The organism is Streptomyces venezuelae, assembly GCF_008642295.1.
Taxonomy (GTDB): Bacteria; Actinomycetota; Actinomycetes; order Streptomycetales; family Streptomycetaceae; genus Streptomyces; species Streptomyces venezuelae_C.
The window spans coordinates 5460246-5486102 of the sequence record NZ_CP029190.1 but is presented as its reverse complement, the minus strand read 5'-3'; the positions used below and the strand labels follow the sequence as shown (position 1 = coordinate 5486102).

20 protein-coding genes are annotated in these 25857 nt (G+C 73.1%); 9 read left to right on the top strand and 11 right to left on the bottom strand.

Annotated features, from left to right (window positions below; all coding sequences use genetic code 11):
- The 8 genes from ftsW to rsmH form a co-directional block, all read right to left on the bottom strand.
- On the bottom strand, positions 1 to 1362 hold the full coding sequence (gene ftsW, locus DEJ50_RS24695; RefSeq protein ID WP_150210296.1) for a putative lipid II flippase FtsW: 1362 nt from the start codon (positions 1360 to 1362) through the stop codon (positions 1 to 3).
- 46 nt (positions 1363 to 1408) lie between these two features.
- A complete protein-coding gene (murD, locus tag DEJ50_RS24690) occupies positions 1409 to 3010 on the bottom strand; it encodes a UDP-N-acetylmuramoyl-L-alanine--D-glutamate ligase (protein WP_150210295.1) in 1602 nt (533 codons plus the stop codon).
- Positions 2992 to 4062: a phospho-N-acetylmuramoyl-pentapeptide-transferase gene (gene mraY / locus DEJ50_RS24685; protein ID WP_150210294.1), complete on the bottom strand. Its 1071-nt coding sequence runs from the start codon at positions 4060 to 4062 to the stop codon at positions 2992 to 2994. Before mraY ends, murD begins: the two co-directional genes overlap by 19 nt.
- A complete protein-coding gene (locus tag DEJ50_RS24680) occupies positions 4059 to 5483 on the bottom strand; it encodes a UDP-N-acetylmuramoyl-tripeptide--D-alanyl-D-alanine ligase (protein ID WP_150210293.1) in 1425 nt (474 codons plus the stop codon). The genes mraY and DEJ50_RS24680 overlap by 4 nt, the downstream gene beginning before the upstream one ends.
- Positions 5484 to 7226, bottom strand: coding sequence for a UDP-N-acetylmuramoyl-L-alanyl-D-glutamate--2,6-diaminopimelate ligase (locus DEJ50_RS24675; RefSeq protein WP_150210292.1), 1743 nt, complete (start codon positions 7224 to 7226; stop codon positions 5484 to 5486).
- Positions 7227 to 7263: 37 nt separating this feature from the next.
- Entirely contained in the window at positions 7264 to 9240 is a 1977-nt protein-coding gene (locus DEJ50_RS24670) for a peptidoglycan D,D-transpeptidase FtsI family protein (protein ID WP_150210291.1), read from the bottom strand.
- A 93-nt stretch (positions 9241 to 9333) separates the two neighbouring features.
- Positions 9334 to 9975 carry an FtsB family cell division protein gene (locus tag DEJ50_RS34780; protein WP_411757691.1) on the bottom strand — a complete coding sequence of 214 codons (642 nt, stop codon included), beginning with the start codon at positions 9973 to 9975 and terminating at the stop codon, positions 9334 to 9336.
- 67 nt (positions 9976 to 10042) lie between these two features.
- Positions 10043 to 11002 carry a 16S rRNA (cytosine(1402)-N(4))-methyltransferase RsmH gene (gene rsmH / locus DEJ50_RS24660; RefSeq protein WP_150210290.1) on the bottom strand — a complete coding sequence of 320 codons (960 nt, stop codon included), beginning with the start codon at positions 11000 to 11002 and terminating at the stop codon, positions 10043 to 10045.
- A gap of 349 nt (positions 11003 to 11351) precedes the next feature.
- Between rsmH and DEJ50_RS24655 the strand changes: the two genes are divergently transcribed.
- From DEJ50_RS24655 to DEJ50_RS24640, 4 genes are all read left to right on the top strand, one after another.
- On the top strand, positions 11352 to 11912 hold the full coding sequence (locus DEJ50_RS24655; protein WP_223837899.1) for a beta-class carbonic anhydrase: 561 nt from the start codon (positions 11352 to 11354) through the stop codon (positions 11910 to 11912).
- 120 nt (positions 11913 to 12032) lie between these two features.
- Entirely contained in the window at positions 12033 to 13115 is a 1083-nt protein-coding gene (locus tag DEJ50_RS24650) for an AAA family ATPase (protein ID WP_150210288.1), read from the top strand.
- On the top strand, positions 13115 to 14488 hold the full coding sequence (locus DEJ50_RS24645) for a DUF58 domain-containing protein (RefSeq protein WP_150210287.1): 1374 nt from the start codon (positions 13115 to 13117) through the stop codon (positions 14486 to 14488). Before DEJ50_RS24650 ends, DEJ50_RS24645 begins: the two co-directional genes overlap by 1 nt.
- Positions 14485 to 16875, top strand: a complete 2391-nt coding sequence (locus tag DEJ50_RS24640) for a transglutaminaseTgpA domain-containing protein (protein WP_150210286.1) — start codon at positions 14485 to 14487, stop codon at positions 16873 to 16875. The genes DEJ50_RS24645 and DEJ50_RS24640 overlap by 4 nt, the downstream gene beginning before the upstream one ends.
- An 877-nt stretch (positions 16876 to 17752) precedes the next feature.
- On the opposite strand, the gene DEJ50_RS24635 is transcribed toward DEJ50_RS24640, so the two are convergent.
- From DEJ50_RS24635 to DEJ50_RS24625, 3 genes are read right to left on the bottom strand one after another with little or no spacing between them, the layout of a single operon-like run.
- Positions 17753 to 18385 carry a TetR/AcrR family transcriptional regulator gene (locus tag DEJ50_RS24635; RefSeq protein WP_150210285.1) on the bottom strand — a complete coding sequence of 211 codons (633 nt, stop codon included), beginning with the start codon at positions 18383 to 18385 and terminating at the stop codon, positions 17753 to 17755.
- Between the two features lie 22 nt (positions 18386 to 18407).
- On the bottom strand, positions 18408 to 20495 hold the full coding sequence (locus DEJ50_RS24630; RefSeq protein ID WP_150210284.1) for a YhgE/Pip family protein: 2088 nt from the start codon (positions 20493 to 20495) through the stop codon (positions 18408 to 18410).
- Entirely contained in the window at positions 20467 to 21354 is an 888-nt protein-coding gene (locus DEJ50_RS24625; RefSeq protein WP_150210283.1) for an ATP-binding cassette domain-containing protein, read from the bottom strand. The genes DEJ50_RS24630 and DEJ50_RS24625 overlap by 29 nt, the downstream gene beginning before the upstream one ends.
- Positions 21355 to 21536: 182 nt before the next feature.
- Here DEJ50_RS24625 and DEJ50_RS24620 point away from each other — a divergent pair, with 182 nt between their 5' ends.
- The 5 genes from DEJ50_RS24620 to DEJ50_RS24600 all read left to right on the top strand — a co-directional run bounded on the left by DEJ50_RS24620 (position 21537) and on the right by DEJ50_RS24600 (position 25809).
- Positions 21537 to 22001: an SAV_6107 family HEPN domain-containing protein gene (locus DEJ50_RS24620; protein ID WP_150210282.1), complete on the top strand. Its 465-nt coding sequence runs from the start codon at positions 21537 to 21539 to the stop codon at positions 21999 to 22001.
- Between the two features lie 100 nt (positions 22002 to 22101).
- Positions 22102 to 22860, top strand: coding sequence for a methyltransferase domain-containing protein (locus DEJ50_RS24615; RefSeq protein WP_150210281.1), 759 nt, complete (start codon positions 22102 to 22104; stop codon positions 22858 to 22860).
- Positions 22861 to 23154: 294 nt separating this feature from the next.
- On the top strand, positions 23155 to 23565 hold the full coding sequence (locus tag DEJ50_RS24610) for a DUF3040 domain-containing protein (protein WP_150210280.1): 411 nt from the start codon (positions 23155 to 23157) through the stop codon (positions 23563 to 23565).
- Between the two features lie 101 nt (positions 23566 to 23666).
- Positions 23667 to 24329: a DUF4126 domain-containing protein gene (locus tag DEJ50_RS24605; protein ID WP_150210279.1), complete on the top strand. Its 663-nt coding sequence runs from the start codon at positions 23667 to 23669 to the stop codon at positions 24327 to 24329.
- A gap of 22 nt (positions 24330 to 24351) precedes the next feature.
- The gene (locus tag DEJ50_RS24600; protein ID WP_150210278.1) at positions 24352 to 25809 is read left to right on the top strand and encodes a phytoene desaturase family protein; all 1458 of its coding nucleotides are present in this window, start codon (positions 24352 to 24354) and stop codon (positions 25807 to 25809) included.
- Positions 25810 to 25857: the final 48 nt, after the last annotated feature.

Here is a 25857-nt window from a genome sequence, read left to right as displayed (position 1 = left end):
TCACCGCTCTCCGGACGGCCGCCTCTTGACGCGCCGTCTCATCGACTTCCAAATCGGCCCGGAACGCTTCCAGCCGGACTTCGGCTGCCGCATTGCGAGCGCCGCGCGCGCGGCCGGCTCCTCACGCGCGAAGGCGATGAGCAGTCCGACCGCGAACATGGTCGGCAGCAGGGCTGACCCTCCGTAGGAGAACAGCGGGAGCGGGACTCCGGCGATCGGCAGCAGACCGAGCACCGCACCGATGTTGATCACGGCCTGGGCCGTGATCCAGGTGGTCACGCCTCCCGCGGCATACCTCACGAAGCTGTCCTCCGTGCGTCCGGCCACGCGGATACCTGCATAGCCTAGAGCCGCGAACAGGCCCAGGACCGACAGCGTCCCTGCCAGTCCCAGTTCCTCCCCGGTGATGGCAAAGATGAAGTCGTTGTGCGCTTCGGGTAGTTCTCCCCATTTTTCCACACTGGCGCCGAGGCCGGAACCGAACCATCCGCCGGAGGCGAGGGCGAAAATTCCGTGGACCGCCTGCCAGCATTCACCTTTGGGGCCCAGATCGGTGGCGCCGATGCAGGACAGTCGCTCCATCCGGTGCGGGGCGGTCTTGATGAGCACGGCGCCGATGGCCACGGCGATCGCCAGGACCCCGGCGAACAGCCGGGTCGGGGCGCCCGCCAGCCAGAGCAGGCCGAACAGGATGGCGCACAGGATCATCGCGGTGCCCATGTCCCCGCCCAGCATGATGAGTCCGAGCAGCAGGAAAGCCACCGGCACCAGCGGGACCAGCAGGTGCTTCCACTGGGTCAGCAGGTCCTTGTCGCCCTTGCGGGCCAGCAGGTCGGCGCCCCAGAGGATCAGGGCCAGCTTGCCGAACTCGCTGGGCTGGAGCATGAAGGGGCCGCCGAGCGAGATCCAGTTCTGGTTGCCCTGGATGGAGACCCCTATCCCGGGGATCTGGACCAGGACCATCAGGAACAAGGTGGCGGCCAGCACCGGATAGGCCAGCGCCCGGTGCAGTTTCACCGGCATCCGGGAGGCGGCCAGCAGCAGCCCGGTGCCGATCGCGGCAGCGAGGAACTGCTTCTGGAAGAAGTACGAGGGGGACAGGCCGAGCTGGAGCGCCTTGATCATGGAGGCGCTGTAGACCATCACCAGGCCGAGTCCGGTGATGAGCAGCGCACTTCCGAAAATCAGGTAATACGCAGTGAGTGGCCGGTCCCATGTCCGGCGCAGCTGACGGTAGGTGCGCCGGAACCCGGCCAAGGGCCCACGCCCGCCAGGCCTCTTGGCGCCCACCACGGGCCGTTTGCGAAGCGGTGCCCTGGGGGCACTGGGCCGCCGCCCCGGCAGCATCTGCTTGGCCGGCATCTGTCGTCTTCCCCTCCACTCGTACGAGCAGCCGGTCGGACAGACCCTAGGCGCTCTGCCCCGCGGCCAGTTCGCGCACCGCGTCGGCGAACGCGTCCCCACGCCTGCTGTAGTTGGCGAACATGTCCATCGACGCACAGGCAGGTGCCAGCAGGACGGTGTCGCCCGGCTCGGCGAGCCGGGCCGCTTCCCGGACCGCTGCCAGCATCGCCTCAGTGTCGGTCCGGTCGAGGTCGACGACCGGCACATCGGGGGCGTGTCGCGCCAGCGCGTCCCGGATCAGCGCCCGGTCGGCGCCGATCAGCACCACCCCGCGCAGCCGCTTCGCCGAGGACTGCACCAGCTCGTCGAAGGTGGCGCCCTTGGCGAGGCCGCCGGCGATCCAGACGATCGGCTCGTAGGCGGCCAGCGAGGCCTCGGCGGCGTGCGTGTTGGTCGCCTTGGAGTCGTCGATGTACGTGACCCCGCCGACCTCGGCCACGTAGGCGATCCGGTGCGCGTCCGGGCGGAAGTCGCGCAGCCCGTCACGGACCGCGCGCGGCTCCACGCCGAAGGCGCGGGCCAGGGCCGCCGCGGCCAGGGCGTTGGCGATGTTGTGCGGGGCGGGCGGGTTGACGTCCGCGACCTCGGCGAGCTCCTGGGCGTTCTTCTGCCGGTTCTGCACGAAGGCGCGGTCGACGAGGATGCCGTCGACCACACCGAGCATGGAGGGGCCGGGGGCACCGAGGGTGAAGCCGATGGCGCGGCAGCCCTCGACCACGTCCGCTTCCTCGACCAGCTGCTCGGTGCGCGGATCGGCCACGTTGTAGACGCAGGCCACCGTGTTGCCCTCGTAGATGCGGCCCTTGTCGGCGGCGTACGCCTCCATGGTGCCGTGCCAGTCGAGGTGGTCGGGGGCCAGGTTGAGCACGGCCGCGGAGTGGGCGCGCAGGCTGGGGGCCCAGTGCAGCTGGTAGCTGGAGAGCTCCACGGCGAGCACGTCGTACTCCTGCTCGCCGAGCACCACGTCGATGATGGGGGTGCCGATGTTGCCGACGGCCGCGGTGCGCAGGCCGGCGGCGCGCAGCATCGAGGCCAGCATCTGGGTGGTGGTGGTCTTGCCGTTGGTGCCGGTGATGGCCAGCCACTCGGCCGGCCGGTGGCCGGCCGCGGCCGGTGCGGGCCGGTCCTGCGCGGTGGCGCGGGCGGCGCGGAGTGCGACGCCCGCGTCGCGGAGACGCCAGGCGATCTCGACGTCGCCCACGACGTCGATGCCGGCCGCGGCTGCCGCGGCGAACAGCGGGCTGTCCGGGCTCCAGCCCGGCGAGGTGACGACCAGCTCGGTGCCCTCGGGGAGGGTCTCCCCGGCGCGGGCGCCGTCGGGCAGCTGCCCGAGCCGGGCTCCGATGCCCAGCTCGGCCAGCTCGGCGGCCTTGGCCCGGTGGGCGTCACCGTCGCCGTTGTCGACGACCGTGACGCTCGCGCCGAGCCCGGCCAGGGCACGGGCGGCGCTGATGCCGCTCACCCCGAGCCCGGCGACGGTGATGCGGCGCGGCAGCCCGTACCGCTCGAGCACGTCGGCGCCGAGGACGGCGGCCAGGGCCGCGGTTCCGGCGGCGGACCCGACCGCGGGGTGCTGCTGCGCATTGCTCACTTGTCGGCTGCCCATCCGGCGTAGAAGAGACCCAGACCCACGATCACGCACATGCCCTGGATGATCCAGAACCGGACCACCACAAGGACTTCGGACCACCCCTTGAGTTCGAAGTGGTGCTGGAGCGGGGCCATCCGGAAGACCCGCTTCCCGGTGAGCCGGAAGGAACCGACCTGGATCACCACGGACATGGTGATGAGGACGAAGAGGCCGCCGAGCAGGGCGACCAGCAGCTCGGTGCGGGAGCAGATGGCGAGGCCCGCGAGGGCACCGCCGAGCGCCAGCGATCCGGTGTCACCCATGAAGATCTTGGCGGGCGAGGTGTTCCACCACAGGAAGCCGAAGCAGGCGCCCATCAGGGCGGAGGCGACCACGGCGAGGTCGAGCGGGTCGCGGACCTCGAAGCAGGCGGCCGGGTTGGTCAGGGTCTCCGCGTTGGCGCAGGCCTCCTGGTACTGCCAGACGCCGATGAAGGTGTACGCGCCGAAGACCATCACGGCGGCGCCGGTGGCCAGGCCGTCCAGACCGTCGGTGAGGTTCACGCCGTTGGACATCGCCAGGATCATGAACAGCGCCCAGACGACGAACAGCACCGGGCCGATCGACCAGCCGAAGTCGGTGACGAAGGACAGCTTGGTGGAGGCCGGGGCGAGCCCGCGCGAGTCCTTGAACTGGAGTGCGAGCACGGCGAAGGCGATGCCGACGATCAGCTGGCCGGACATCTTGGCCTTGGCCCTCAGACCGAGCGACCGCCGCTTGACGATCTTGATGTAGTCGTCCAGGTAGCCGACCAGGCCCATGCCCGCCATCAGGAACAGCACCAGCAGGCCCGAGAAGGTCGGCTCACTGCCGGTGATGACCTTCGTCAGGGCGTACGCGACGAGCGTGGCCAGGATGAAGGAGATACCGCCCATGGTGGGCGTGCCCTTCTTCCCCGCGTGGCCGCGCGGGCCGTCGTCCCGGATGAACTGGCCGTAGCCCTTGCGGGCCAGCAGCTTGATCAGCAGCGGGGTGCCGACGACGGTGAGGAACATACCGATGACACCCGCGAACAGGATCTGCCTCATCGGGCGGCAACCTCACCATCGCTGTCGAGCAGCGCCTGCGCGACCCGCTCCAGCCCTGCGGACCTGGATGCCTTCACCAGCACGACGTCTCCCGGGCGCAGTTCACTGCGCAACAGGTCGACCGCCGCCTGCGCGTCGGACACGAGCACCGACTCCTCACCCCACGAACCCTCGTTATATGCGCCCAGTTGCAGCCAGGACGCTTCCCTGCCCCCAACTGCGACGAGCTTGCTCACGTTGAGCCGGACGACAAGTCGTCCGACCGCGTCGTGCTCGGCGAGCGAGTCGTCACCGAGCTCGGCCATCGGGCCGAGCACCGCCCACGTGCGCCCCCCGCGCTCCTGGGCGGCTCCGCCCATCGCGGCAAGTGCGCGCAGTGCGGCCCGCATGGACTCGGGGTTCGCGTTGTAGGCGTCGTTGACGACCGTCACGCCGTCCGCCCGCTCGGTGACCTCCATCCGCCACCGGGAGAGCGTGCCCGCGCCGGAGAGCGCGGTGGCGATCTCGGCGGTGGACATGCCCAGCACATGGGCGACGGCGGCTGCGGCGAGCGCGTTCGACACGTGGTGCTCACCGTACAGCCGCAAGGTCACATCGCTGCACCCGGAGGGTGTGTGCAGTGTGAAGGAAGGCTGTCCCAGGGGGGTCATCCGGACATCAGTGGCCCGGATGTCGGCGTCTTCGGCCTCGCCGAAGAGGACGGTACGGGCCTTGGTGCGCGCGGACATGGCGCGCACCAGCAGGTCGTCGGCGTTGAGCACGGCCACGCCGCCGTCGGCCTCGGCCGGCAGGGCCTCGACCAGCTCGCCCTTGGCCTGGGCGATGGCCTCACGGCCGCCGAACTCGCCGATGTGGGCGGTGCCGACGTTCAGGACCAGGCCGATCCGGGGCGGGGTGAGCCCGGTCAGGTAGGCGATGTGTCCGATTCCGCGGGCGCCCATCTCCAGGACCAGGTGCCGGGTCTCCTCGGTGGCCCGCAGCGTCGTGATCGGCAGGCCGATCTCGTTGTTGAGGTTCCCCGGGGTCCACACGGTGGGTGCGTGGTGCTGGAGGACCTGGGCGATGAGGTCCTTGGTGGAGGTCTTGCCGGCCGAACCGGTCAGGGCGACCACATCGGTGCCGATCCGGGCGACGACCGCGCCGGCCAGGGCGCCGAGGGCGGCGACCACGTCGGGGACGACGATGGCGGGCACTCCGACGGGGCGGGTGGCCAGCACGGCGGTGGCGCCGGCGGCGATCGCCCGGTCGGCGAAGTCGTGGCCGTCGACCCGTTCGCCGAGGAAGGCGGCGAAGAGGCTGCCGGACTCGACCTCCCGGGAGTCGTAGACCACGGGTCCGGTCACCCGGGCGGACGGATCCGGTATGTCGTGGAGCTGCCCGCCGGTGATGTCGGCGATCTCGGCGAGGGAGAGGGCGATCACTTAGTTCACCTCGGCCTGTCGGGCGGAATCGGTTTTCTCGGTCGTGTCGGCCTGCTCGGCCTTCACGGCTTTGCCGGCCTGCTCGGCCCTGGCAATGGCGCTGCGGAGCACCTCGCGGTCGTCGAACGGCCGGACCACGCCTGCGGTGTCCTGCCCCTGCTCGTGGCCCTTGCCGGCCACCAGGACGGTGTCCCCGGGCTCGGCGCGGGCGACGGCGGCGGCGATGGCGGCGGCCCGGTCGGCGTCGACCAGGACGGTGCCGCGCTCCTCGGCCGGGACGGACACGGCGCCTTCGAACATCGCGGCGAGGATCTTCAGCGGGTCCTCGGAGCGCGGGTTGTCCGAGGTCAGCACGGCGGTGTCGGCGAACCGGGCGGCGGCGGCGCCCATCGGGGCGCGCTTGGTGGTGTCACGGTCGCCGCCGCAGCCGAGGACGATGTGCAGCTTGCCGGTGGTGACCTCGCGCAGGGCCTTCAGGACCGATTCGACGGCGTCCGTCTTGTGCGCGTAGTCGACGACGGCGAGGTACGGCTGTCCGGCGTCGACCCGCTCCAGCCGGCCGGGGACGCCGGGGACGGCGGCGATGCCGTCGGCGGCGGTCTGCGGGTCCACTCCGGCGGCGGCCAGGGTGACCACGGCGGCGACGGTGTTGGCCACGTTGAACGGGCCGGGCAGCGGGGCGGTGGCGCTGATCCGCTGTCCCTCCGGGCCGAGCAGGGTGAGGGTGGAGTCCATGTGGCCGTAGGCCACGTCCTCCGCCCGCCAGTCCGCCGCCGGGTCCCCGGCGGCGGAGAAGGTGATCACCGGGATCGGCGACTCCTTGGCCAGCCGGCGGCCGTACTCGTCGTCGAGGTTCACCACGCCCAGGCGGGCCCGGGCCGGGGTGAACAGCTGGGCCTTGGCCTGGAAGTAGTCCTCCATGCCGGTGTGGAATTCCATGTGCTCGGGGCTGAGGTTGTTGAAGACGGCGACGTCGAAGACGCAGCCGTCGACCCGGCCGAGCACCAGGGCGTGGCTGGAGACCTCCATGGCGACGGCCTCGACCCCGCGCTCCCGCATGACCGCGAAGAGCGCCTGGAGGTCGGTGGCCTCGGGGGTGGTCCGCTCGGACTTGATCCGCTCGTCGCCGATCCGCATCTCGACGGTGCCGACCAGTCCGGTGCTGCGGCCGGCCCCGCGCAGTCCGCCCTCGATGAGGTAGGCGGTGGTGGTCTTGCCGGAGGTCCCGGTGATGCCGATCTGGAGCAGGCCCTCGCCCGGCTGTCCGTAGACGGCGGCGGCGAGCTCGCCCATCCGGCCGCGCGGGTTCTCCACCAGCAGCAGCGGCAGACCGGTGGCGGCGGCGCGTTCGGCACCCGCCGGATCGGTCAGGATCGCGGCGGCGCCGAGGCCGGCGGCCTGGGCGGCGAAGTCCGCACCGTGCAGGCGGGCCCCGGGCAGGGCCGCGTACACGTCACCGGGGCGGACCGCCCTCGAGTCGTGGGTGATGCCGGTGATCTGCGCCCGGGTCTCCGGAGCGGCGGTTCCCAGCAGGGCTGCCAGGTCGCCGAGCGGAATCGGGCGGACGGCAGCGGGCCGGGGCGCTCCAGGCGGCGCTGCCGGGGGTTTCTGGGTGGTTCTGGGCTGATCGGCGTGGGGCACGGCGGTGAGCGTACCGGGCGCAGTGGGCCGGTCGGGAATTGAGGGGCCCCGGCCGCTCGGGCCGCCGTTTCGGTTCCCGGGATTCGGGGTGATCGTCGTCACTGATGGTGCCTCGCGCTTTTCTGGTCGCCGGCTGGGGTCACTGGCCGGGCTGGAAGGTGACCGGCAGGCCGGCGGGTGCGGTTCCGGTGGGGGCGACCTGGAGGGTCTTGAGGGCGAACTCCATGACTTTCTTGTAGATGGGTCCGCAGATCTGGCCGCCGAAGTAGCTGCCCTTGGTGGGGTTCTGGATGGCGCAGTAGACGGTGATCCGCGGGTTGTCGGCGGGGGCGAAGCCGGCGAAGGATGCGGTGTACCCCTTGTAGCGGCCGGTGGCCGGATCCACTCGGTTGGAGGTTCCGGTCTTGCCGCCGACCCGGTAGCCGGGGATCTTCGCCTTGGTGCCGGTGCCCTCCTGGTCGTCGACCACGGACTCGAGCATCTGCGCCAGGGTCCTGGCGGTGTCCTCGCTGATCACCCGGGACTTCTCGGGGGCGGGAGCGGGGGTGAACCGGCCGTCGGGGCCCTTGAACCCGCGGACCAGGGTGGGTTCGATGCGGACGCCGCCGTTGGCGATGGTGGAGTACACGGAGGCGGCCTGCATGGCGTTGAGGGACAGGCCCTGGCCGAAGGGGATCGTGTACTGCTGGGAGGTGGACCAGTCGCCGGGCGCGGCGAGGATGCCGCGGGATTCGCCGGGGTAGTTCAGGCCGGTGGGCCGGCCCAGGCCGAATTTGGTCAGGTAGGAGTGGAGGACCTTGTTGGCCTCGGGCTGGGTGCGGCCGAGCTGGCCGGTGGCCAGGATGGTGCCGATGTTGCTGGACTTGGCGAGGACCCCGTTGAGGGTCAGGTACCAGGTCGGGTGGTCGATGTCGTCCTTGAAGAGCCGGTCGCCGCGGTGCAGCCGGTTGGGGACGGTCACATGGGTGCCGGGGGTGGCTTTCTTCTCCTCCAGGACGGCGGCCATGGACATCACCTTGGCGGTGGAGCCGGGCTCGTAGACGTCCTGGAGGGCGGCGTTGCCCATGGCGGTGGAGCGGGCCTTGGTGAGGTCGTTCGGGTCGAAGCCGGGGGCGTTGGCCATGGCCAGGACCTCGCCGGTGCGGGTGTCCTGGACGATGACGTAGCCGCGGTCGGCCTGGGACTTCTCGACCTGCTCGGTGATGGCGCTCTGGGCGGCCCACTGGATGTCGCGGTCGATGGTGAGTTCGATGTCCTGGCCGGGGACGGCGGGCTTCTCGCTGGAGCCGGCGGTGGGGACCCGGCGACCGCCGGACTGGGCGTAGGTGACCTCGCCGTCCCGGCCGGCCAGTCTGTCGTCGAGGGAGGACTCCAGGCCGCCGCCGCCGTTGCCCTCGGCGTTGACGTAGCCCAGTATCCCGGCGGCCAGGCTGCCGTTGGGGTAGACCCGCTTGCTGCTCTCCTCGTTGAAGATCCCGGCGAGGACGTTGGCGCCGGGCCCGTTGTTCTTCTTGTCGGCGGTGGCCTTGTCGGCGAAGACCCGCTTGAGGTCCTTGATCTGGTTCCAGACCTGGGGGGTCTGGCGGCGGGCCAGGACCACATAGCGGGTGTTCTTGGTCCGGAGCCGGTCCGCGAGTTCCTTGGCGTCCTTGTTCAGGATCGGCGCGAGGAGGGCGGCGGCCTGTTCCGGGGCGTCCGGGGCCTTGCTCTCCTTGGGCGTGAACATGGACGGGTCGGCGGTGATGTCGTACGCGTCCACGCTGGTGGCGAGGGCCACGCCCTTGCGGTCGGTGATGTCCCCGCGTTCGGCGGCCAGCGTGTAGCTGGCGTACCGGTTCTTGGAGGCGACGGCGGAGAAGGTGGAGGCGTCGACGGCCTGGACCTGGAGCAGCCGGACCACGAACGCGAGCATGACCAGGGTCAGTCCGATGCCGACCAGGCGGAGCCGGGGCCGGGGGCTGCCGAGGCGGATGGTGTGCGGGGTGCGGAGGGCGGTGGGCCGCCGGGTGGCGGGCCGGCTCGCGGGGCGGCTCGCCGGCCGGGCGGCGCCGCTCTGCGGGCGCCGGGGCCGCGTGGGGCCGGGCACCCGCCGCCGTGGCGGCTCCTGTGCGCTCATCCGGCCACCGCCAGGGCGGGCAGGTGCGGGGCGTACGGGGCGGGGAGCGGGCCCGCGGGGCAGGCCGGGGCTGGCGCCGGGTGGGTCACGTCGTCACCGTCCGGGGGTCGGGGTGGACTGCGGGGGTACCGGGTTCGGTGGAGCTACGGAGGGCGGGGAGCCGGCGTCCGGGGCAGTGCCGGCGTCCGGGGCAGGGTTCCCCGGGCCGGTGGCGGCCGGGTCGGGGGCGACCGGGGCGGGGGCCGGCGGGACGGGGGCGGGGGACGCGGGCGCGGTGGCGGCCGGGTCGGGGCCGGCGGGGACCGGGCCCGCGGGGACGGAGCCCACCGGGACCGAGACGCCCTGGGCGGCCGGCGGCTCGGGCGGCGGCGGGGCCTCGGCGGCGGCGGGGGTGCCGGAGGTCCTGCCGTCCGGCCCGAGGAAGACCGGGCTGCCGCCGGGGACCATGCCGAGTTCGCGGGCCCGCCGCTCCAGCGCATCGGGCGCCGAATGGGCGTCCACATCGCGCTGGAGGGCCTGCTGCTCGTCGGTGAGCGCGGTGGTCTCCTTCTTCAGCCGGCTCAGCTGGAAAGAGCCCTGGTTGAGCGCCGAGTTCAGCATCAGCAGGCTGATCAGCCCGCCGCCGAGCAGCACGACGACCAGCAGGACGAAGGGGGTACGGGCGGCCTGCCCGGCCCCCGGGCCGGCGGGCCGGGGCCCGCGCGGGCGCCGCCCGCCCAGCCGTGCGACCCGCATCCGCGTCGCAGTGGCCACCTTGCTCACGCTTCCTCCCGGTCGACGGCCGCGCGCCGCGGCGCCCGACTCACAGTCTGGCCTCGCGGATGCGTTGGACCCCCCGCAGCCGGGCGGGGGCGGCCCGGCGGTTCTCGGCGACCTCCTCCTCCGTGGGGAGTTCGGCGCCGCGGGTCAGCAGCTTCAGCTTGGGCTGGTACTTCTCCGGCACCACCGGCAGGCCGGGCGGCGCGGTGGAGGCGGCACCCGCCGCGAAGACCGTCTTGACCAGGCGGTCCTCCAGCGAGTGGTACGACAGGACGGCGATCCGGCCGCCGACCGCGATCCGGTCCACGGCGGCCGGAATGGCCCGCTCCAGGACCGACAGCTCGCCGTTGACCTCGATCCGCAGCGCCTGGAAGGTCCGCTTGGCCGGGTTGCCGCCGGTCCGCTTGGCGGCCTGCGGGAGGGCGTCGCGGATCAGTTCGACCAGCCGGGCGCTGTTGGTGAAGGGGGCCTTCTCGCGCTCCCGGACGATCGCGGACACGATCCGCTTGGCCTGCTTCTCCTCGCCGTAGGCGCGCAGGATGCGGACCAGCTCGCCCGCCGGGTAGGTGTTGAGCACCTCCGCCGCGCTCATCCCGGTGCTCTGGTCCATGCGCATGTCCAGCGGTGCGTCCTGGGCGTAGGCGAAGCCGCGGTCGGCCTCGTCCAGTTGCATGGAGGAGACGCCGAGGTCGAAGAGGATGCCCTGGACGGCGGGGATGCCGAGCCGGTCCAGTACCTCGGGGAGCTCGTCGTACACGGCGTGCACCAGGGTCGCCCGGTCGCCGTAGGGGGCGAGCCGCTCGCCGGAGAGCCGCAGGGCCTCCTTGTCGCGGTCCAGCGCGATCAGGCGGACCTCCGGGAACTGCCGGAGCAGGGCTTCGCTGTGGCCGCCGAGGCCGAGGGTGCAGTCGACGACGACTGCCCCGGGGGCCTCCAGCGCCGGGGCCAACAGGTCCAGGCACCGCTGGAGCATCACCGGGACATGTCGGGATTCGCTGGTCAAGGCGCCCTCTCGGATAACGGCGCGGCAGTCGTATGCGTAGGCGTACGCACCGCGCACGCGGGTCTGGATCGGCGGGGGATCGGCCGGCCCCTCCGGACCCGAGGCCTTTCGGCGGCCACGACCGGGCCCCCGGCCGGTTTCGCGTCACTTTAGTCCAACGGTCGCCGCGGTCAACGAACCAGCCCGTGACCGGTGTGGCCCGGCACCACCGAATCCGCAAAGGCCGCGAATCACCCGTCCGGCCGCCTCCGCCCCACCCCTGTGGATTAGGTCACACAAAGGTTCGTTGACGTTCTTTGTCCGCCCTCACACAAGGCCGCCACCAGCAGTGACCACTACCGTCGTAGCCATGACTATTTCCGCGCACCTGCCTGCCGACTCCGCACTCGAGCCCGGGGCCCACGGGCTCGGGGAGACCGTCACGGACCGCCTGCTCGCGGCGAACCGCGCCTACGCGGCACGCTTCACCGACCCCGGCATGGACGCCCGCCCCGTCCTCGGGGTGGCCGTGGTGGCCTGCATGGATGCCCGGCTCGACCTGCACGCCGCCCTCGGCCTGGAGCTCGGCGACTGCCACACCATCCGCAACGCGGGCGGGGTGGTCACGGACGACACCATCCGGTCCCTCACCATCAGCCAGCGCGCCCTGGGCACCCGCAGCGTCATACTCATCCACCACACCGGCTGCGGCCTGGAGCGCCTCACCGAGGACTTCCGGCACGAGCTGGAGGACGAGGTCGGCCAGCGCCCCGCGTGGGCCGTGGAGGCCTTCCGGGACGTGGACCAGGACGTCCGCCAGTCCATGCAGCGGGTCCGCACCAACCCGTTCCTTCTGCACAAGGACGATGTGCGAGGCTTCGTCTTCGACGTCCACACCGGCCTGCTGCGGGAGATCGACCCCGCCTCTTGAGTGACACGGGGCGGTCACGGCGTCAAGAATGCGGGAGTACGCCACCCCGGCGGTCTTCTCCGTCCGGGGGCCGGCGTCCCCATTTTTGATCGTTTTTGGGTGTTTGGGGTGGAGAACCAGGTGACGACCTACGACGACCGTGCCAGCCTCGCGGACCTGACCAGCACCGCGGAGCGGGTGCGCAGGTCGGTGGAGAGCGTGATCGAGGGGAAGCCCGAGGTCGTACGGATCGCCCTGACCGTGCTGCTCGCCGAGGGCCACCTGCTGATCGAGGACGTGCCCGGGGTCGGCAAGACCATGCTGGCCAAGACCCTGGCCAAGTCCATCGACTGCTCGGTGCAGCGCATCCAGTTCACCCCGGACCTGCTGCCCTCGGACATCACCGGCGTCAGCATCTACGACCAGCAGCGCCGGGAGTTCGAGTTCAAGCCGGGCGCGATCTTCGCGCAGATCGTGATCGGCGACGAGATCAACCGCGCCTCGCCGAAGACCCAGTCCGCGCTGCTGGAGTCGATGGAGGAGCGCCAGGTCACCACCGACGGGCAGACCTACGAGCTGCCCTCGCCGTTCATGGTGGTCGCCACCCAGAACCCGGTGGAGATGGAGGGCACCTATCCCCTCCCCGAGGCCCAGCGGGACCGCTTCATGGCCCGGGTCTCGGTCGGCTACCCCAGCCCGGCCGCCGAGCTGCAGATGCTCGACGTCCACGGCGGGCTGTCCCCGCTGGACGACCTCCAGGCCGTGGCCCACGCCCACGACATCCTCAAGCTGATCGAGGCCGTCCGCGAGGTGTACGTCGCCGAACCCGTCCGGCGCTACATCGTCGACCTGGTCACCGCCACCCGCACCCACGCCGACCTCCGGCTGGGCGCCTCCCCGCGCGCCACCCTGCACCTGCTGCGCGCCGTGAAGGCCTCCGCCGCGCTGTCCGGCCGGGACTACGTGCTGCCCGACGACGTCCAGGCGCTGGCCGCCCCGGTGCTCGCGCACCGGCTGCTGCCCACCGCGCAGGCCCAGCTGAACCGGCGGACGGCCGAGCAGGTCGTCGCCGACATCCTGGCCCGCACCCCGGTGCCCGCCGCGCACCCGCAGGCCGGACAGCCGCAGGCCGGCTCCCTGCACTCCGGTCCGGCGCACAACGGCCAGCCGCACCCCCTGCACCCGCAGGCCGGGCAGCCGCAGCCGGGCGTCCGGGGCTACTGATGGCCACCGGTACCCCTGGCGGTGCCGGCGGCGAGAGCGGCGGGCTGCGCAGCGCGCTGTCCGGGCTCACCACCCGCGGCCGGTCCTTCCTGGCCGCGGGCCTCGCCGCGGCCGTCTGCGCCTTCGTGCTCGGCCAGACCGCCCTCCTCCAGGTCGGCCTGCTGATCACCGTGCTGCCGCTGCTCTGCGTGTACGCCCTGCACCGCACCCGGTACCGGGTCTCCGGCAGCCGGCGGCTGACCCCGGTGCGGGTCCCGGCCGGCTCCGAGGCCCGGGTGCAGCTGCGCATGGACAATGTGTCCCGGCTGCCCACCGGCCTGCTGATGCTCCAGGACCGGGTGCCGTACGTCCTGGGGCCGCGGCCCCGGTTCGTCCTGGACCGGGTCGAGCCCGGCGGACGCCGCGAGGTGTCCTACCGGGTCCGCTCCGACCTGCGGGGCCGCTACCCGCTCGGTCCGCTCCAGCTGCGGCTGGCCGACCCGTTCGGACTGGTCGAGCTCACCCGGTCGTTCAGCACCTACGACACCCTCACCGTGATCCCGCGCACCGAGCCGCTGCCGGCGGTCCGGCTGACCGGCGAGGCCAACGGCTACGGCGAGGGCAACCAGCGGTCGCTGGCCCTGGCCGGCGACGACGACGTGATCCCGCGCGGCTACCGGTACGGCGACGACCTGCGGCGGGTGCACTGGCGCTCCACCGCGCGCTACGGCGAGCTGATGGTGCGCCGCGAGGAGCAGCCGCAGCGGGCCAGGGCCACTGTCCTGCTGGACACCCGGCAGGTGGCGTTCCAGGGCGCCGGACCGGACTCGGCCTTCGAATGGGCCGTCTCCGGGGCCGGCTCCGCCCTGCTGCACCTGCTCGAACGCGGGTTCTCCGTACGCCTGATGACGGACACCGGGGAAGCGGTGCCCGGCGAGAGCGGCAGCGGGTTCTCGGCGGGCGGCGGGCAGGAGTCCGCCGAAGCCGCCGGACTGATGATGGACGCCCTGGCCGTGGTCGGGCACTCCGACGGCACCGGGCTGTCCCGCGCCCACGATGCCGCCCGCAGCGGCAACGAGGGCCTGCTGATCGCCTTCTTCGGCGATCTGGACGACGTACAGACCGATCTGGCGGCGCGGATGCGGCAGCGCACCGGCGGCGCCGTGGCCTTTGTGCTGGACTCCGCGGCCTGGACCGGCCGGGCCGTCCCGGCGGGCGCCCCCGATCCGGCCGCGCGGCGGGTGCACCGGCTGCGCGAGGCGGGCTGGACGGCCCTGGCCGTACCGCCCGGGGCCGCTTTCGGCGAGCTGTGGCGGCAGGCCGGGGCGGGCGCCCCGGCCGCCGGTGAGATGCCTCTGGGCACGGGAACTTCGGGGGCGGGGGGCTGGTCATGAGCGGCCGGACGAGACTGACGCTGTTCGCGCTGCTGGCGACGCTGCTGACGGCCCTGTCGCTGGCCCCGCTGGTGGCCTCGCAGGCCTGGATGCTCCAGGCCTGCTGGCTGCTGGCGGTGCAGAGCGGGGTCGGCGCCCTGTGCCGGCGGGTGCCGCTGCCCCGGTCGCTGACCGTGGCCGCGCAGCTGCTGGTGTCCCTGCTGCTGCTGGTGCTGCTGTTCGCCGGCGAGGGCCGGTCCGGCGGGGCGGGCGCCCAGCTGTTCACCGGGATCGGGACCCTGTACCAGGAGGGCCTGGCGGACGTCGGCGAGTACGCCATCCCGGCACCGCAGACGGACGGGATCCGGCTGCTGCTGGTCTCCGGAGTGCTGCTGATCGGGCTGCTGGTCGACCTTCTGGCGGTGACCTTCCGGACCGCCGCGGCGGCCGGACTGCCGCTGCTCGCCCTGTACTCGGTGGCCGCCGGGCTGTCCGGCGGCAACGGCTGGCTGCTGTTCGTCCTGGCCGGCACCGGCTACCTGCTGCTCCTGCTCGCGGAGAGCGGGGACCGGCTGGCCCAGTGGGGCCGGGTCTTCGGCGGCGGCGCCCGCGGCCCGGGCGGCTCCGGTTCCGCCGGCCGGCAGCCGGTGGCACCGGTGCGCACCGGCCGGCGGATCGGCGCGGTGGCGGTGCTGATCGCGCTGGGCGCGGCCTATGTGCTGCCCACGCCCGAGGGCGGGCTGCTGGGTCCGGGCGGCGAGGGCGGCGGCAGCGGTCCGGGCGGCGGGACGATCTCGGCGGTGAACCCGCTGGTTGCGCTGCAGAGCAGCCTGACCGCGCAGGACGACCGGGTGGTGCTGCGGTACCGCACCGACAACAAGCAGCCCGACCAGTACCTGCGGATCGTCTCGCTGGACGAGTTCGACGGGGTCGAGTGGAAGTCCTCCGGGCGCAGCCTCACCGAGGTTCCGGACCGGCTGCCGCGGGTGCCGGGGCTGAGCGACCAGGTCCGGCTGGGCGGCACCGAGGTCCGGACCAGCGTCTCGGCCGCCGGGGACTACGTACAGCGCTACCTGCCGATGCCGTACCCGGCGACCCAGGTGGAGATCAAGGACGGGCGCTGGCGGTTCGAGCAGGTGGGCCGGACCGTGATCGGCGACGATCTCGGCAAGGGCAAGAAGCAGACGGTGCAGGGCGCGCAGTACACGGTGAGCAGCCTGGCGCTGCGGCCCACCGCCCAGCAGCTGTCCTCGGCGCCGAAGCCCCCGGCCGCGTTCGTGGAGGAGTTCACCCGGCTGCCGGCGGACATGCCGCCGGTGGTGGCGGAGACGGCCCGTTCGGTGACCCGGGGTGCGAAGGACGACTACGCGAAGGCCCTGAAGCTGCAGAACTGGTTTGCGGTCAAGGAGAACGGCGGGTTCACGTACAACACGAAGACCTCCTCCGGTTCGGGTTCGCAGGCCATCGTCCGCTTCCTGAAGGAGAAGGAGGGCTTCTGCGTCCACTTCTCCTTCTCGATGGCGTCGATGGCCCGTTCGCTGGGCATTCCGGCGCGGGTCGCGGTCGGGTTCACCCCGGGCAGCGCGCTGGCGGACGGCAGCATGCAGGTCACGATGAAGGACGCGCACGCCTGGCCGGAGCTGTACTTCGAGGGGGTGGGCTGGACCCGGTTCGAGCCCACGCCGACCCGGGGCACCGCCCCGGACTACACCCGGGCGGAGACCCCGGTCACGCAGCCCACGGCCCCGGCTCCGCTGCCTTCGCAGAGCTCGAGCGCGCCGGCGCCGGCGCCGTCGAGCTCGGCGGACAGCTGCCCGCCGGAGCTGCGGCGGCTGGGCGACTGTGACTCCGCTGCGGCCCCGGGCGCCGGCCCGGAGGGCGGGGACTTCCCGTGGGGCACGGTCCTGGGCTTTGTGGGGCTGGGTCTGCTGGTGGCGGCGGTTCCGCTGCTGCCGCTGCTGTGGCGCGGCCGGGTACGGGCCCGGCGGCTGGGCTGCGGCGAGCCGCTGGCGGCGTGGCGGGAGCTCGGCGATATGGCCTGGGACGTGGGCATCACCCCGGACGAGGCGCTGTCGCCGCGCCGGGCCGCGGCGCGGATCGTGGAGCTGGGCTCGCTGGAGCCGCCGGCGGCGGAGGCGGTGCACCGGCTGGCCGGAGCGGTGGAGCGGGTGCTGTACGCGCGGCCCGGCGCGGTCGTCGTCCCGGTGGCCGACGGCGACGCGGCGGCGGATGTGCTGGTGGCCCGGGCGGGCCTGCTGGCGGGTGTGGGGCGCGGGCGGCGGCTCCGGGCGCTGTTGCTGCCGAGGTCGGCGGCGCGGCTGGGGTGGGCGGCGAGCGCCCGCTGGACGGCCCTGGCGGGCCGGGCGGCGGCGCTGGTTGCGAAGCTGCCGCGGCTGAAGCGCACCTGACCCCTGCGTAGCGGAGCCCCCGGCCCCCCGGCCGGGGCCTCCGCTGCGCGGGGCCATGTCCCCACCCCGCCCCTTCTCCCCCAGCTACCGCTGGGAGGTGCCCCCAGAAACCGGGGCCTGCGGCCCCGGCCCCGCCAACACCCGGGCTCCGCCCGGCACCCCGATTCCGGGGCTCCGCCCCGCACCCCCGCGTGCCCGGGCCCCGCCCGGCACCCCCTCGGGGCTCCGCCCCGAACCCCGTACGCGGCACGGCAGTGCCCGGGCTTACCCGGGCAACCCCCGCCCGGGCTCCGCCCGGCATCCCGATTCCGGGGCTCCGCCCCGCACCCCCCCGGGGGCCCGGGCGCTGCCCGGCACCCCTTCGGGGCCGCCCCGCACCCCGCGGGGGACGCGGCACGGAAGTGCCCGGGCTAGCCCGGGCAACCCCCACCGGGGCTCCGCCCCCCACCCCCGCGCGCCCGGGGCCTCTCGGGGCGCTGCCCCGCTCGGAGGCGGCTCCGCCCCGCTCAGCTCGCAGCCTGCGCGGGCGAGTGAGCCGAAGGGGCGCGTCGGCGAAGGAGGGCGAGCGCCCGGAGGAAACCGCGTGGGGGTCCCCCCGGACGAAGTCTGGGGGAGTACGAGCGGTTTTCGAGGACGTACGCCCTCCTGGAGCCGACAGCAGCGCCCCGGAGGCGAACCGAGCCCCAAAAAGAGGGGAGCCCTCGGCTCCGCTCCGCGGCCCCGTGTCCGCGGTGCGGGGCCGAGTGCCCCTGTCCGTGGTTCCCAGTCTGGCAATGCCGCGGGCGGCAGCCATCCGTGCTCGTGCTCATCCCGCGTCTGGGTACGGGTACTCAGTTCTACGCGTCCCGGTCCCGGCCGGGACACCGCCGACCGGGCGTCAGCGGCTGCCGCTGACCCGCCCCCGCAGCAGCAGCGACAGCGCGGAGTGGACGTCGTCCAGGGACCGTTCACGCTGGAAGGACTGCCAGTCCAGCGCAGCCACCAGCACCATGCCGACCAGCGCGGCAGCGGTCAGCGGCACATCGATCTCGGTGCTGAGTTCGCCGCGTTCGACGCCCTCCCGCAGGACCGTCTCCACCACCGCGACCGCTTCCTGCCGGACCACCATCAGGGTGGACTGCCAGGCCCGGTTGGTGCGCCAGAGCTCGGCCACGTACAGCTGGGTGAAGGCGGGGTAGCGGTCGATGAAGACCAGGCCGGCCCGGATCATGGCGTCCAGCGCCTCGACCTTGCTGCCGCCGCGCGCTTCCGTTTCCTCCGCGGCGGTCCGCAGCGAGGCGGTCAGCAGGCCGACCCCGTGCCGGAGCAGCTCTTCGAAGAGGTCCGTCTTGCTGGCGAAGTTGTAGTAGACGGTGCCCTTCGCAACGCCCGCCCGTTCGGCGATCTCCTCGACCGTGGTCGCGGAGAAGCCCTGTTCGGCGATGAGGGTGACGGCCGCTTCGTAGAGCTTCTGCCGGGTGGCCCGCCGCCTGGTGGTGCCGGTGCCGATGCTGCTGGTGCTGCTTTCCATGGCGCTGATTCTCACAGGTCCCCTAGAGGCTCAGGTCCGGGTGCAGCCGGTCCATCGTCCACACCTGCTTGCCGCGGGCGGCGAGCGCGGTGAGTGCCAGTGCGCCGACGGTGAAGGCCGTCAGGACGGCGCAGCCCTGCCAGACCGGGGTGAGGTCGCCTCCGCTGATGAGTTTGCGGAGGCTTTCGACCACGTAGGACATCGGCAGGTAGGGGTGGATGGCGTTGAAGAATCCGGGGCTGGTCTGCACCGGGTAGGTGCCGCCGGCCGAGGTGAGCTGGAGCATCAGGACGGCGAGGACCAGGATCCGGCCGGCCGCGCCGAACTTGGCGTTGAGCCACTGCACGATGGCGGCGAAGCAGCCGGTGACCAGGGCCAGGAAGCCGATGGTGGTGGCCGGGTGGGCCGGCTCCAGGCCGAGGCCGAAGTGCAGGACGGCCATCAGCAGGGCGACCTGGAGGACGCCGAGGGAGGCGACGGGCAGCCAGCCGGCCAGGGCGATCCGCCAGGGCGAGGCGCCGGCGGCGAGGGCCCGGCGGTTGACCGGGGCGATCAGCATGTAGGCGACCATCGCGCCGACCCAGAGGGACAGCGGGATGAAGTACGGGGCGAAGCCGGTGCCGTAGTTGGGGACCTTGTTCAGGGTCTGGGCGGCCAGCCGGACCGGGTCGGCCATGACCTCGGTGCGGGCGTCGCGCTGCTGCTGGTCGTAGTCGGGGATCTTGCCGACGCCCTCGTGCAGGCCGGAGGCGAGTTCGCCGGAGCCGTCGACGAGTTTGAAGATGCCGCCGTCGAGGCTGTGTGCGCCGTCGCCCAGCTTGCCGACGCCGGTGTCGATCTTCGCGGAGCCGGTGCGGGCGGAGGTGATGCCGGTGTGCAGTTGGTCCATGCCGGTGGCGACCTTCTGGGCGCCGGTGTTGAGGGCGTTGACCTTGGCGACGGCGGCGTCGAGGTCGGCGGAGAGGGCCGGGGCCTGCTCGGCCACGTCGCGGGCCTTGTTCTCCAGGTCGGCCAGCTGCCCCTTGAGCTTGTCGAGGTCGCCGTCGGAGGCCTTGACCACGGCGTTGACGTCACCGGCGAGTTCGGCGGCCTCGGCGGCCCCGTCCTTGAGCTTCTTCAGCTCGGGGCAGGTGGCGGGCGGCGTGGGCGTGGTGGCCTGGGTGCAGGTCTTCGCGTAGACGTCGTCGGCCCGGTCGGAGACCTTCTTGGTGGCGGCAGCGGCGCCCGGTGCTTTTTCGGCGAAGCCGCCGAGGTGCTTGCGGACGGTCTGGGCGGAGTCGGCGACGAGTTCGGCCTGGGCGGCGAGGCTCTTGGGGTCCTTGAGGAAGGGGCGGGCCTTGGAGGCGGCGCCGTTGACCTTGTCGGCGAGGGTCTGGGTACCGGAGGCGATCTTCTTGGTGCCGGTCTCCAGTTCGCCGGCGGCCGAGTCGAGCGTCTTGAGGCCGGCGGTCAGTTCGCCGGTCTTCTCCTTGGCGGTGTCCAGGCCGTCCGCCAGGTCCTTGGCGCCCTTCTTGGCCTGGACGGTGCCGTCCTTGAGCTGGGTGGCGCCGTCGGCGGCCTCGGCGGTCTTGTCGTGGAGGTCGGAGAAGGAGACGAAGATCTTGTCGAGGAAGCCGCGGGAGGCGTTGCTGGACGCGGCGGCGCGGACCTCGGAGAAGACGGTCTTGGAGATCGAGCCGACGATGTAGTTGTTGGAGTCGTTGGTGCGGACCTGGAGGGCGCCGGTGGTGGGGTCCTCGCCGGAGCTGGAGGCGATCCGCTCGCTGAAGTCGGCGGGCATGGTGAGGGTGAGGTAGTAGGTGCCGTTCTCGAGTCCCTCGGCGGCCTCGTCCGCGCCGACCTCCTGCCAGCCGAAGGTCTTGCTGTCCTTCAGCTTCGCGGCGATCTCGTCGCCGGCGTCGATGCGCTTGCCGTCGACGGTGGCTCCGCGGTCGGCGTTGACGAGTGCGACGGGCACCTTGTCGAGGCGGCTGTACGGGTCCCAGAACGAGCAGAGGTACAGGGCGCCGTAGAGCAGCGGCAACAGCAGCAGGGCGACGAGCGCGGCGCGCGGCAGCTTGCCCCTGCCGAAGCGCTTGAGCTCAAGCGCGGCGAGCTTCGGCGATCGCATCGGCCGTCTCCTCCTTCGTGTTCTGCGTGTCCTGCGTGTCCTTCGTGTTCTGCTTCGGGGCCTGGTCGTCCGCGTCCGGCGTCCCCGCTTCGGCCGGGGTGTCGGTGGAGCCCCCCGGCTCCACCGACACCGCCGGGGCCTCCGGGGCCGCCGGGGCCGCCGCGGTCCGGCCGGTGCGCAGCAGCACCGCGTCGGACGGGGCCTCGCTGCACACCGCCAGGACGGTGGTGCCGGCGGCGGCCAGGCCGCGCAGCAGGGACCAGGCCTCGGCGCGCTCCGCGTCGGAGAGCTTCAGGTCGGTGTCGTCGACGGCCAGCAGGCGCGGGGTGCCCAGCAGGGCGATGGCCACCGAGAGGCGGAGGGCCTCCAGGCGTTCCAGGTCGCGTACCGAGGTGCGGGGGCCCTTGGGGAGGGCGGTTAGGTCCAGGCCCGCCGCGGCGAGGGCCGCGTCGATCCGGGCGGCGGTCGCGGCGGCCCGTTCCCGCGGGGAGCGGAGCAGTGCGCGGACCGGCCCCTCGTACCGGCGCTGGAGCAGCGCGCCTTCGCGCAGCTGCTCGGCGACGGTCAGCGCCGGGTCCAGGTCGGTGACCCCCGGCACCGGGCCGAGCCCGGTGATCCGGCGGACCGCGCCCAGTGCCTTGGGCAGCCGGTGGCCGGCCACCTCCGCATGTCCCTCGGTGGCCTTCATCCGGCCGGTGAGCGCCAGCAGCAGGCAGGTGCGACCACTGCCGGACGGTCCTTCGACGGCGATCAGGGAGCCGGGGGCGGCGTCGATGTCCACGCCCCGGAAGACCCAGCCGCGCGGGCCCTTGAGTCCGAAGCCTGCGGCCTTGACGGCCGCGCCGTGCGGGCTGTCCACGCCCTCCCCCTTCGCTCACCCCGTTTTGAACTGACTGGTCAGTTCAAAAACTAGCATCCTTCGTAGGCAGCCGTTGCACCCACCCCCAAATCCCTCGAATCCCCAGGTCAGGGCGATTGTCAGTGGGGTCGGTCACGATGGATGAGCGAAGACAGACAGAACGCAACGACAGGAGGTTCGTCATGGCCACACCGTCCCCGTCCCCTGTCCATCCCGTCCTGCGGAAGTCGACGGCCCCGCCGGCCGCCCTCGACCTGCTCGCCAAGGCCCGCCGCGGCCTGGACGAGGCCGCACAGCTGCCCCTGCCCAACGATCGGTACGCCACCGCCCACCTCGCCGCCCTGCGCACCGCCGCGGCCGTGCTCGCCGCCCGGGCCCGGCCGGAGCCGGTCGGCCCGCGGCGCCGGCCGCGGATCCGCAGCGCCTGGGAGGTCCTGCCGGAGATAGCGCCGGAACTGGCGGAGTGGAGCGCCCTCTTCGCCTCGGGTGCGGCCCGGCGGGCCCGGGCCGAGGCGGGGATACCGGACGCCGCGAGCGGCCGGGACGCGGACGATCTGCTGCGCGCCGCCTCGATGTTCCTGCGCCTGGTCGAACGGATGCTGGCCCTCCAGCCAGCCCTCCCCGCACCGCGCCCCGACGCGGGATGACCGGCCCGGCTGCGGGAGGGAATAGGGTGGAGGCCGCACCGCACACCTCCCCCGGATTCCGCCCGGGGGTACCCCCATCCGCGCCGAGGAGCCATTCGACGTGTCCGACAGTTCCCGCCCCCGCGCCTCCCTCCGTACCGCCGTGGTGTGGGAGGTCCTGAAGGAGGCTCTCGACCGCCGCGTCAAGGCGACCGGGCAGGACGTGCTGGATGTGCTCGACACCGGCGGCGGCACCGGCAAGTTCGCGGTCCCGGTGGCCCGGCTCGGCCACCGGGTCACCGTGGTCGACCCCAGCCCGAACGCACTGTTCGGGCTGGAGCGCCGGGTCGCCGAGGCCGGGGTCGCCGACCTGGTCCGCGGGGTGCAGGGGGACGCCCAGGGGCTGCTGGACGTCGTCGAGCAGGGTTCGTACGACGTGGTGCTCTGCCACGGCGTGCTGGAGTACGTGGACGACCCCGCCGAGGGCGTCGCCAATGCGGTCGCCGCGCTGCGCCCCGGCGGCATCCTGAGCCTGCTCGCCGCCGGCCTCGGCGGTGCCGTGCTGGCCCGGGCGCTGGCGGGGCACTTCACCGAGGCCCGTACCGCCCTCGCCGACCCGGCCGGCCGCTGGGGCGCGGGGGACCCGGTGCCCCGCCGGTTCACCGCGGAGCAGCTCGCCGAGCTGGTCGGCGGAGCCGGTCTGGAGGTCGGCGCGGTGCACGGCGTCCGGGTCTTCGCCGATCTGGTCCCCGGGGTCCTGGTCGACACCGAACCGGGCGCCGTCGAAGCCCTGCTCAAGCTGGAGGAGGCGGCGGCCGAGCTGCCCGCCTTCCACGCGGTCGCCACGCAGTTGCACGTATTGGGCGAGAAGCAGGCCTGAGCTGCGGCGCTGTCCCGGGCCCGGATGTGACGCAGTGCATCCACAAGCCCTCCGCTCCGGCGCGCGGACCCGTATGATCGGGGGACACCGTCCGGTGTGGTCCAGGGGCCGTTGGGGAACAATGGCCTCACCGGACGCCGTTGCGACGGTAGGTTTGCCGCAGTGCTTGATTCAGGCAGTGCTCGTTTCGAAAACATGGCGTAGAGGGGCGGGTTTCTCGGGGGCGATTCCCTGCCTATCCTGAAGGGGACCCCCGGTCGCTACCCCCGCGACCGACGGATGAGGAGGACTCCCGTGCCGCTCTCGGAGCACGAGCAGCGAATGCTCGAGCAGATGGAGCGAGCGCTGTACGCCGAAGATCCCAAGTTCGCGACAGCGCTTGAGGGAAGCGGGCTGCGTACGTACACCCGGCGACGGGTCTACCAGGCGGTCGCAGGCTTTCTGGTGGGTATCGCGCTCCTCATGACCGGAATGGTCGCGCAGGGAAATCTGATCTGGATCAGCGTGGTGGGCTTTCTCGTCATGCTGGGCTGCGCGGTTCTCGCGGTCACCGGATGGCGCAAGGCACCCAAACCCGGCGAGCAGCCCGTTTCCGGCAGCAGTGCCGGTGGCGCCGGCCGTGGCCACAACCGACAGCGTCGGTCGATGATGACCCGCATCGAACAGCGGTGGCAGCGCCGCCGCGACGAACAGCAGGGGCACTGATCTCTGTATGAGGGGGTGACCGCCGACGGCGGTCACCCCCTCGTGCATCTCCCCCGGCCGGCCGATCGGCCGGTGCCCGGCTGTTGCGGCATGCTGGTCGGGTGAGTGTCCTCCCCCTGGTCTTCACCAGCGGCTGGGCCAGCGGGATCAACGCCTACGCCGTGGTCCTCCTGCTCGGCATCTTCGGCGCGACCGGGCTGAGCGACGAGGTGCCCGAGTCACTCCAGCGGACCGATGTCCTGGTGGCGGCCGGCATCCTGTTCCTCTGCGAGGCGGTCGCCGACAAGATCCCCTATGTGGACTCCCTCTGGGACACCGTCCACACCGTGATCCGCCCGGTCGCCGGAGCCGTCATCGGCGCCCTGCTGGCCGGGCAGAGCGGCTCGCTGTCCGATCTCGCCGCCGGTGCGGTCGGCGGGACCACCGCCCTGGCCAGCCATTGCGTCAAGGCCGGCACCCGGATGGCGATCAACACCTCGCCCGAGCCGTTCAGCAATATCGCCATGAGCACCGCCGAGGACCTCGGCGTCGGGGCCGTCGTCACCTTCGCCATGTTCAACCCGGTGGCCGCCGCGATCATCGCGGCCGTGCTCCTCGCCCTCGGCCTCGCCCTGCTGGTCTTCCTCTGGTCCCGGATCCGCCGCTTCCTGCGCCGCCGCGCCCAGCGCCGCGAGGAGAGACGCCTGGCGGCCGAGGCAGAGGCAGAGGCCCAAGCGGAGGCCGTGGCCCGGGCGCCGGACCGGACCGGCCCGCCGCCCGGCTGAGCGGGCTCGATAAGGTCACCGCATGGCACGAATTGCGGTGATCGGCGCCGGGATGGGCGCGATGGCGACGGCCGCCCGGCTGGCCGTGGCAGGCCACCGGGTGACGGTGTACGAGCGCTCGGCGACCTATGGCGGAGCAGTCGGACGGTACGAACGCGAGGGCTTCGTCTTCGACACCGGGCCGGGGCTGCTGCACCTGCCCGCCGTCTACCGGGACCTGTTCGTCAAGACCGGGAAGCGACCGCTGGAACAGTGCGTGGACATGGTCCAGGTGAACCCGGCGGTCCGGCACGTCCTTCCCGACTACGGCATCGACGTCACCCTCCCGGGCGCGTCCCACGGAGGGGTCGCCGCCGCCCTCGACCAGGCCTTCGGTCCGGGCGCCGGCAGCCGCTGGAACGACATGCTGGGCCGGGCCCGGGACGTCTGGGACGCCACCCGCCGCCCGCTGCTGGAGGAGCCGCTGCGCGCCGACCGGCAGGCCCTGGGCACCGACCCCTACCCCGCGCTGCGCAAGAGCGGCCTGCTGCGCCGCCGCACCCCGACCCTGAAAGAGATCGCCGACCGCGAGCTGGGCGGCGCCCTCGGCGAACTGCTGATCGGCCTGGTCGCCGAGTACGGGCTGGACCCCTGGTCGGCGCCCGGGTCGGCCACCGTGCTGCCGTACCTGGAGCAGACCTTCGGCAGCTGGTACGTCCGCGGCGGCATGCGGGCCCTGGCCACCGCCGTGTACGAGCGCTGCCTGGAGCGGAAGGTCTCCTTCGTCTTCGATGCGGAGGTGCGGGAGGTCCTCGCGCCGCAGGGCCGGGCGGCCGGCCTGCTGCTGGCCGACGGCACCGAGGTGGCCGCCGACTCGGTCGTCTGCGGGATCGACCCCCGGCAGCTGCCGGCCGACTCGGTGCCCTGGCCCGAGGACGCGGTGCCGGCCCGCGGGGGCCTGGCCGGGACCAGCCGGTTCACGCTGTTCCTCGCGCTGCGCGGGGCCCGCCCGCCGGGCACCGCGCACCGCACCCGGCTGTACAGCCGCGGCACCTCCCCCGCCCTGACGGTGCTGCGCCCCGACGATCCCGCCACCCGGCCCGACGAGGACCACGAGGCGGTCACCGTGCAGGCCGGGTGCGCCCCGCACGGGGTGATCGACTGGTCGGAGCCCTCGGTGTCCCGGCCGCACGCCGAACGGCTCCTGGAGGCGGCGGCCCTGGTCGTGCCCGACCTGCAGGAGCGGCTGCTGTGGCACGAGGTCCGCACCCCGGTCGACGTGGCCGAGGCCACCGGTGCGGTGGCCGGTTCGGTGCCGCTGCCCGCCCTCGCGGGGGCCGGGGGCCGGCTGCTGTACCCGGCCAATGCCACCGCCCTGCCCGGGCTGTACCTGGCGGGCGGCTGGGCGCATCCGGGCGGCGGGCTGCCGCACGCGGGGATGACCGGGGCGCTGGTGGCCGGGCTGATCGTGGAGGGCGCGGACTTCCGCGGCTCCCAGTGAGCCGGGGCAGCCGGTGACGGCCGCGCCGGGTCGGCAGCCGGGCCGGCA

What these genes read in the sequence shown, in the direction of transcription:
- ftsW (WP_150210296.1), bottom strand. Translation starts at nt 1,362, where the DNA reads ATGCCGGCCAAGCAGATGCTGCCGGGGCGGCGGCCCAGTGCCCCCAGG.
- murD (WP_150210295.1), bottom strand. Translation starts at nt 3,010, where the DNA reads ATGGGCAGCCGACAAGTGAGCAATGCGCAGCAGCACCCCGCGGTCGGG.
- mraY (WP_150210294.1), bottom strand. Translation starts at nt 4,062, where the DNA reads ATGAGGCAGATCCTGTTCGCGGGTGTCATCGGTATGTTCCTCACCGTC.
- DEJ50_RS24670 (WP_150210291.1), bottom strand. Translation starts at nt 9,240, where the DNA reads ATGAGCGCACAGGAGCCGCCACGGCGGCGGGTGCCCGGCCCCACGCGG.
- DEJ50_RS34780 (WP_411757691.1), bottom strand. Translation starts at nt 9,975, where the DNA reads ATGCGGGTCGCACGGCTGGGCGGGCGGCGCCCGCGCGGGCCCCGGCCC.
- DEJ50_RS24655 (WP_223837899.1), top strand. Translation starts at nt 11,352, where the DNA reads ATGACTATTTCCGCGCACCTGCCTGCCGACTCCGCACTCGAGCCCGGG.
- DEJ50_RS24645 (WP_150210287.1), top strand. Translation starts at nt 13,115, where the DNA reads ATGGCCACCGGTACCCCTGGCGGTGCCGGCGGCGAGAGCGGCGGGCTG.
- DEJ50_RS24640 (WP_150210286.1), top strand. Translation starts at nt 14,485, where the DNA reads ATGAGCGGCCGGACGAGACTGACGCTGTTCGCGCTGCTGGCGACGCTG.
- DEJ50_RS24635 (WP_150210285.1), bottom strand. Translation starts at nt 18,385, where the DNA reads ATGGAAAGCAGCACCAGCAGCATCGGCACCGGCACCACCAGGCGGCGG.
- DEJ50_RS24630 (WP_150210284.1), bottom strand. Translation starts at nt 20,495, where the DNA reads ATGCGATCGCCGAAGCTCGCCGCGCTTGAGCTCAAGCGCTTCGGCAGG.
- DEJ50_RS24620 (WP_150210282.1), top strand. Translation starts at nt 21,537, where the DNA reads ATGGCCACACCGTCCCCGTCCCCTGTCCATCCCGTCCTGCGGAAGTCG.
- DEJ50_RS24600 (WP_150210278.1), top strand. Translation starts at nt 24,352, where the DNA reads ATGGCACGAATTGCGGTGATCGGCGCCGGGATGGGCGCGATGGCGACG.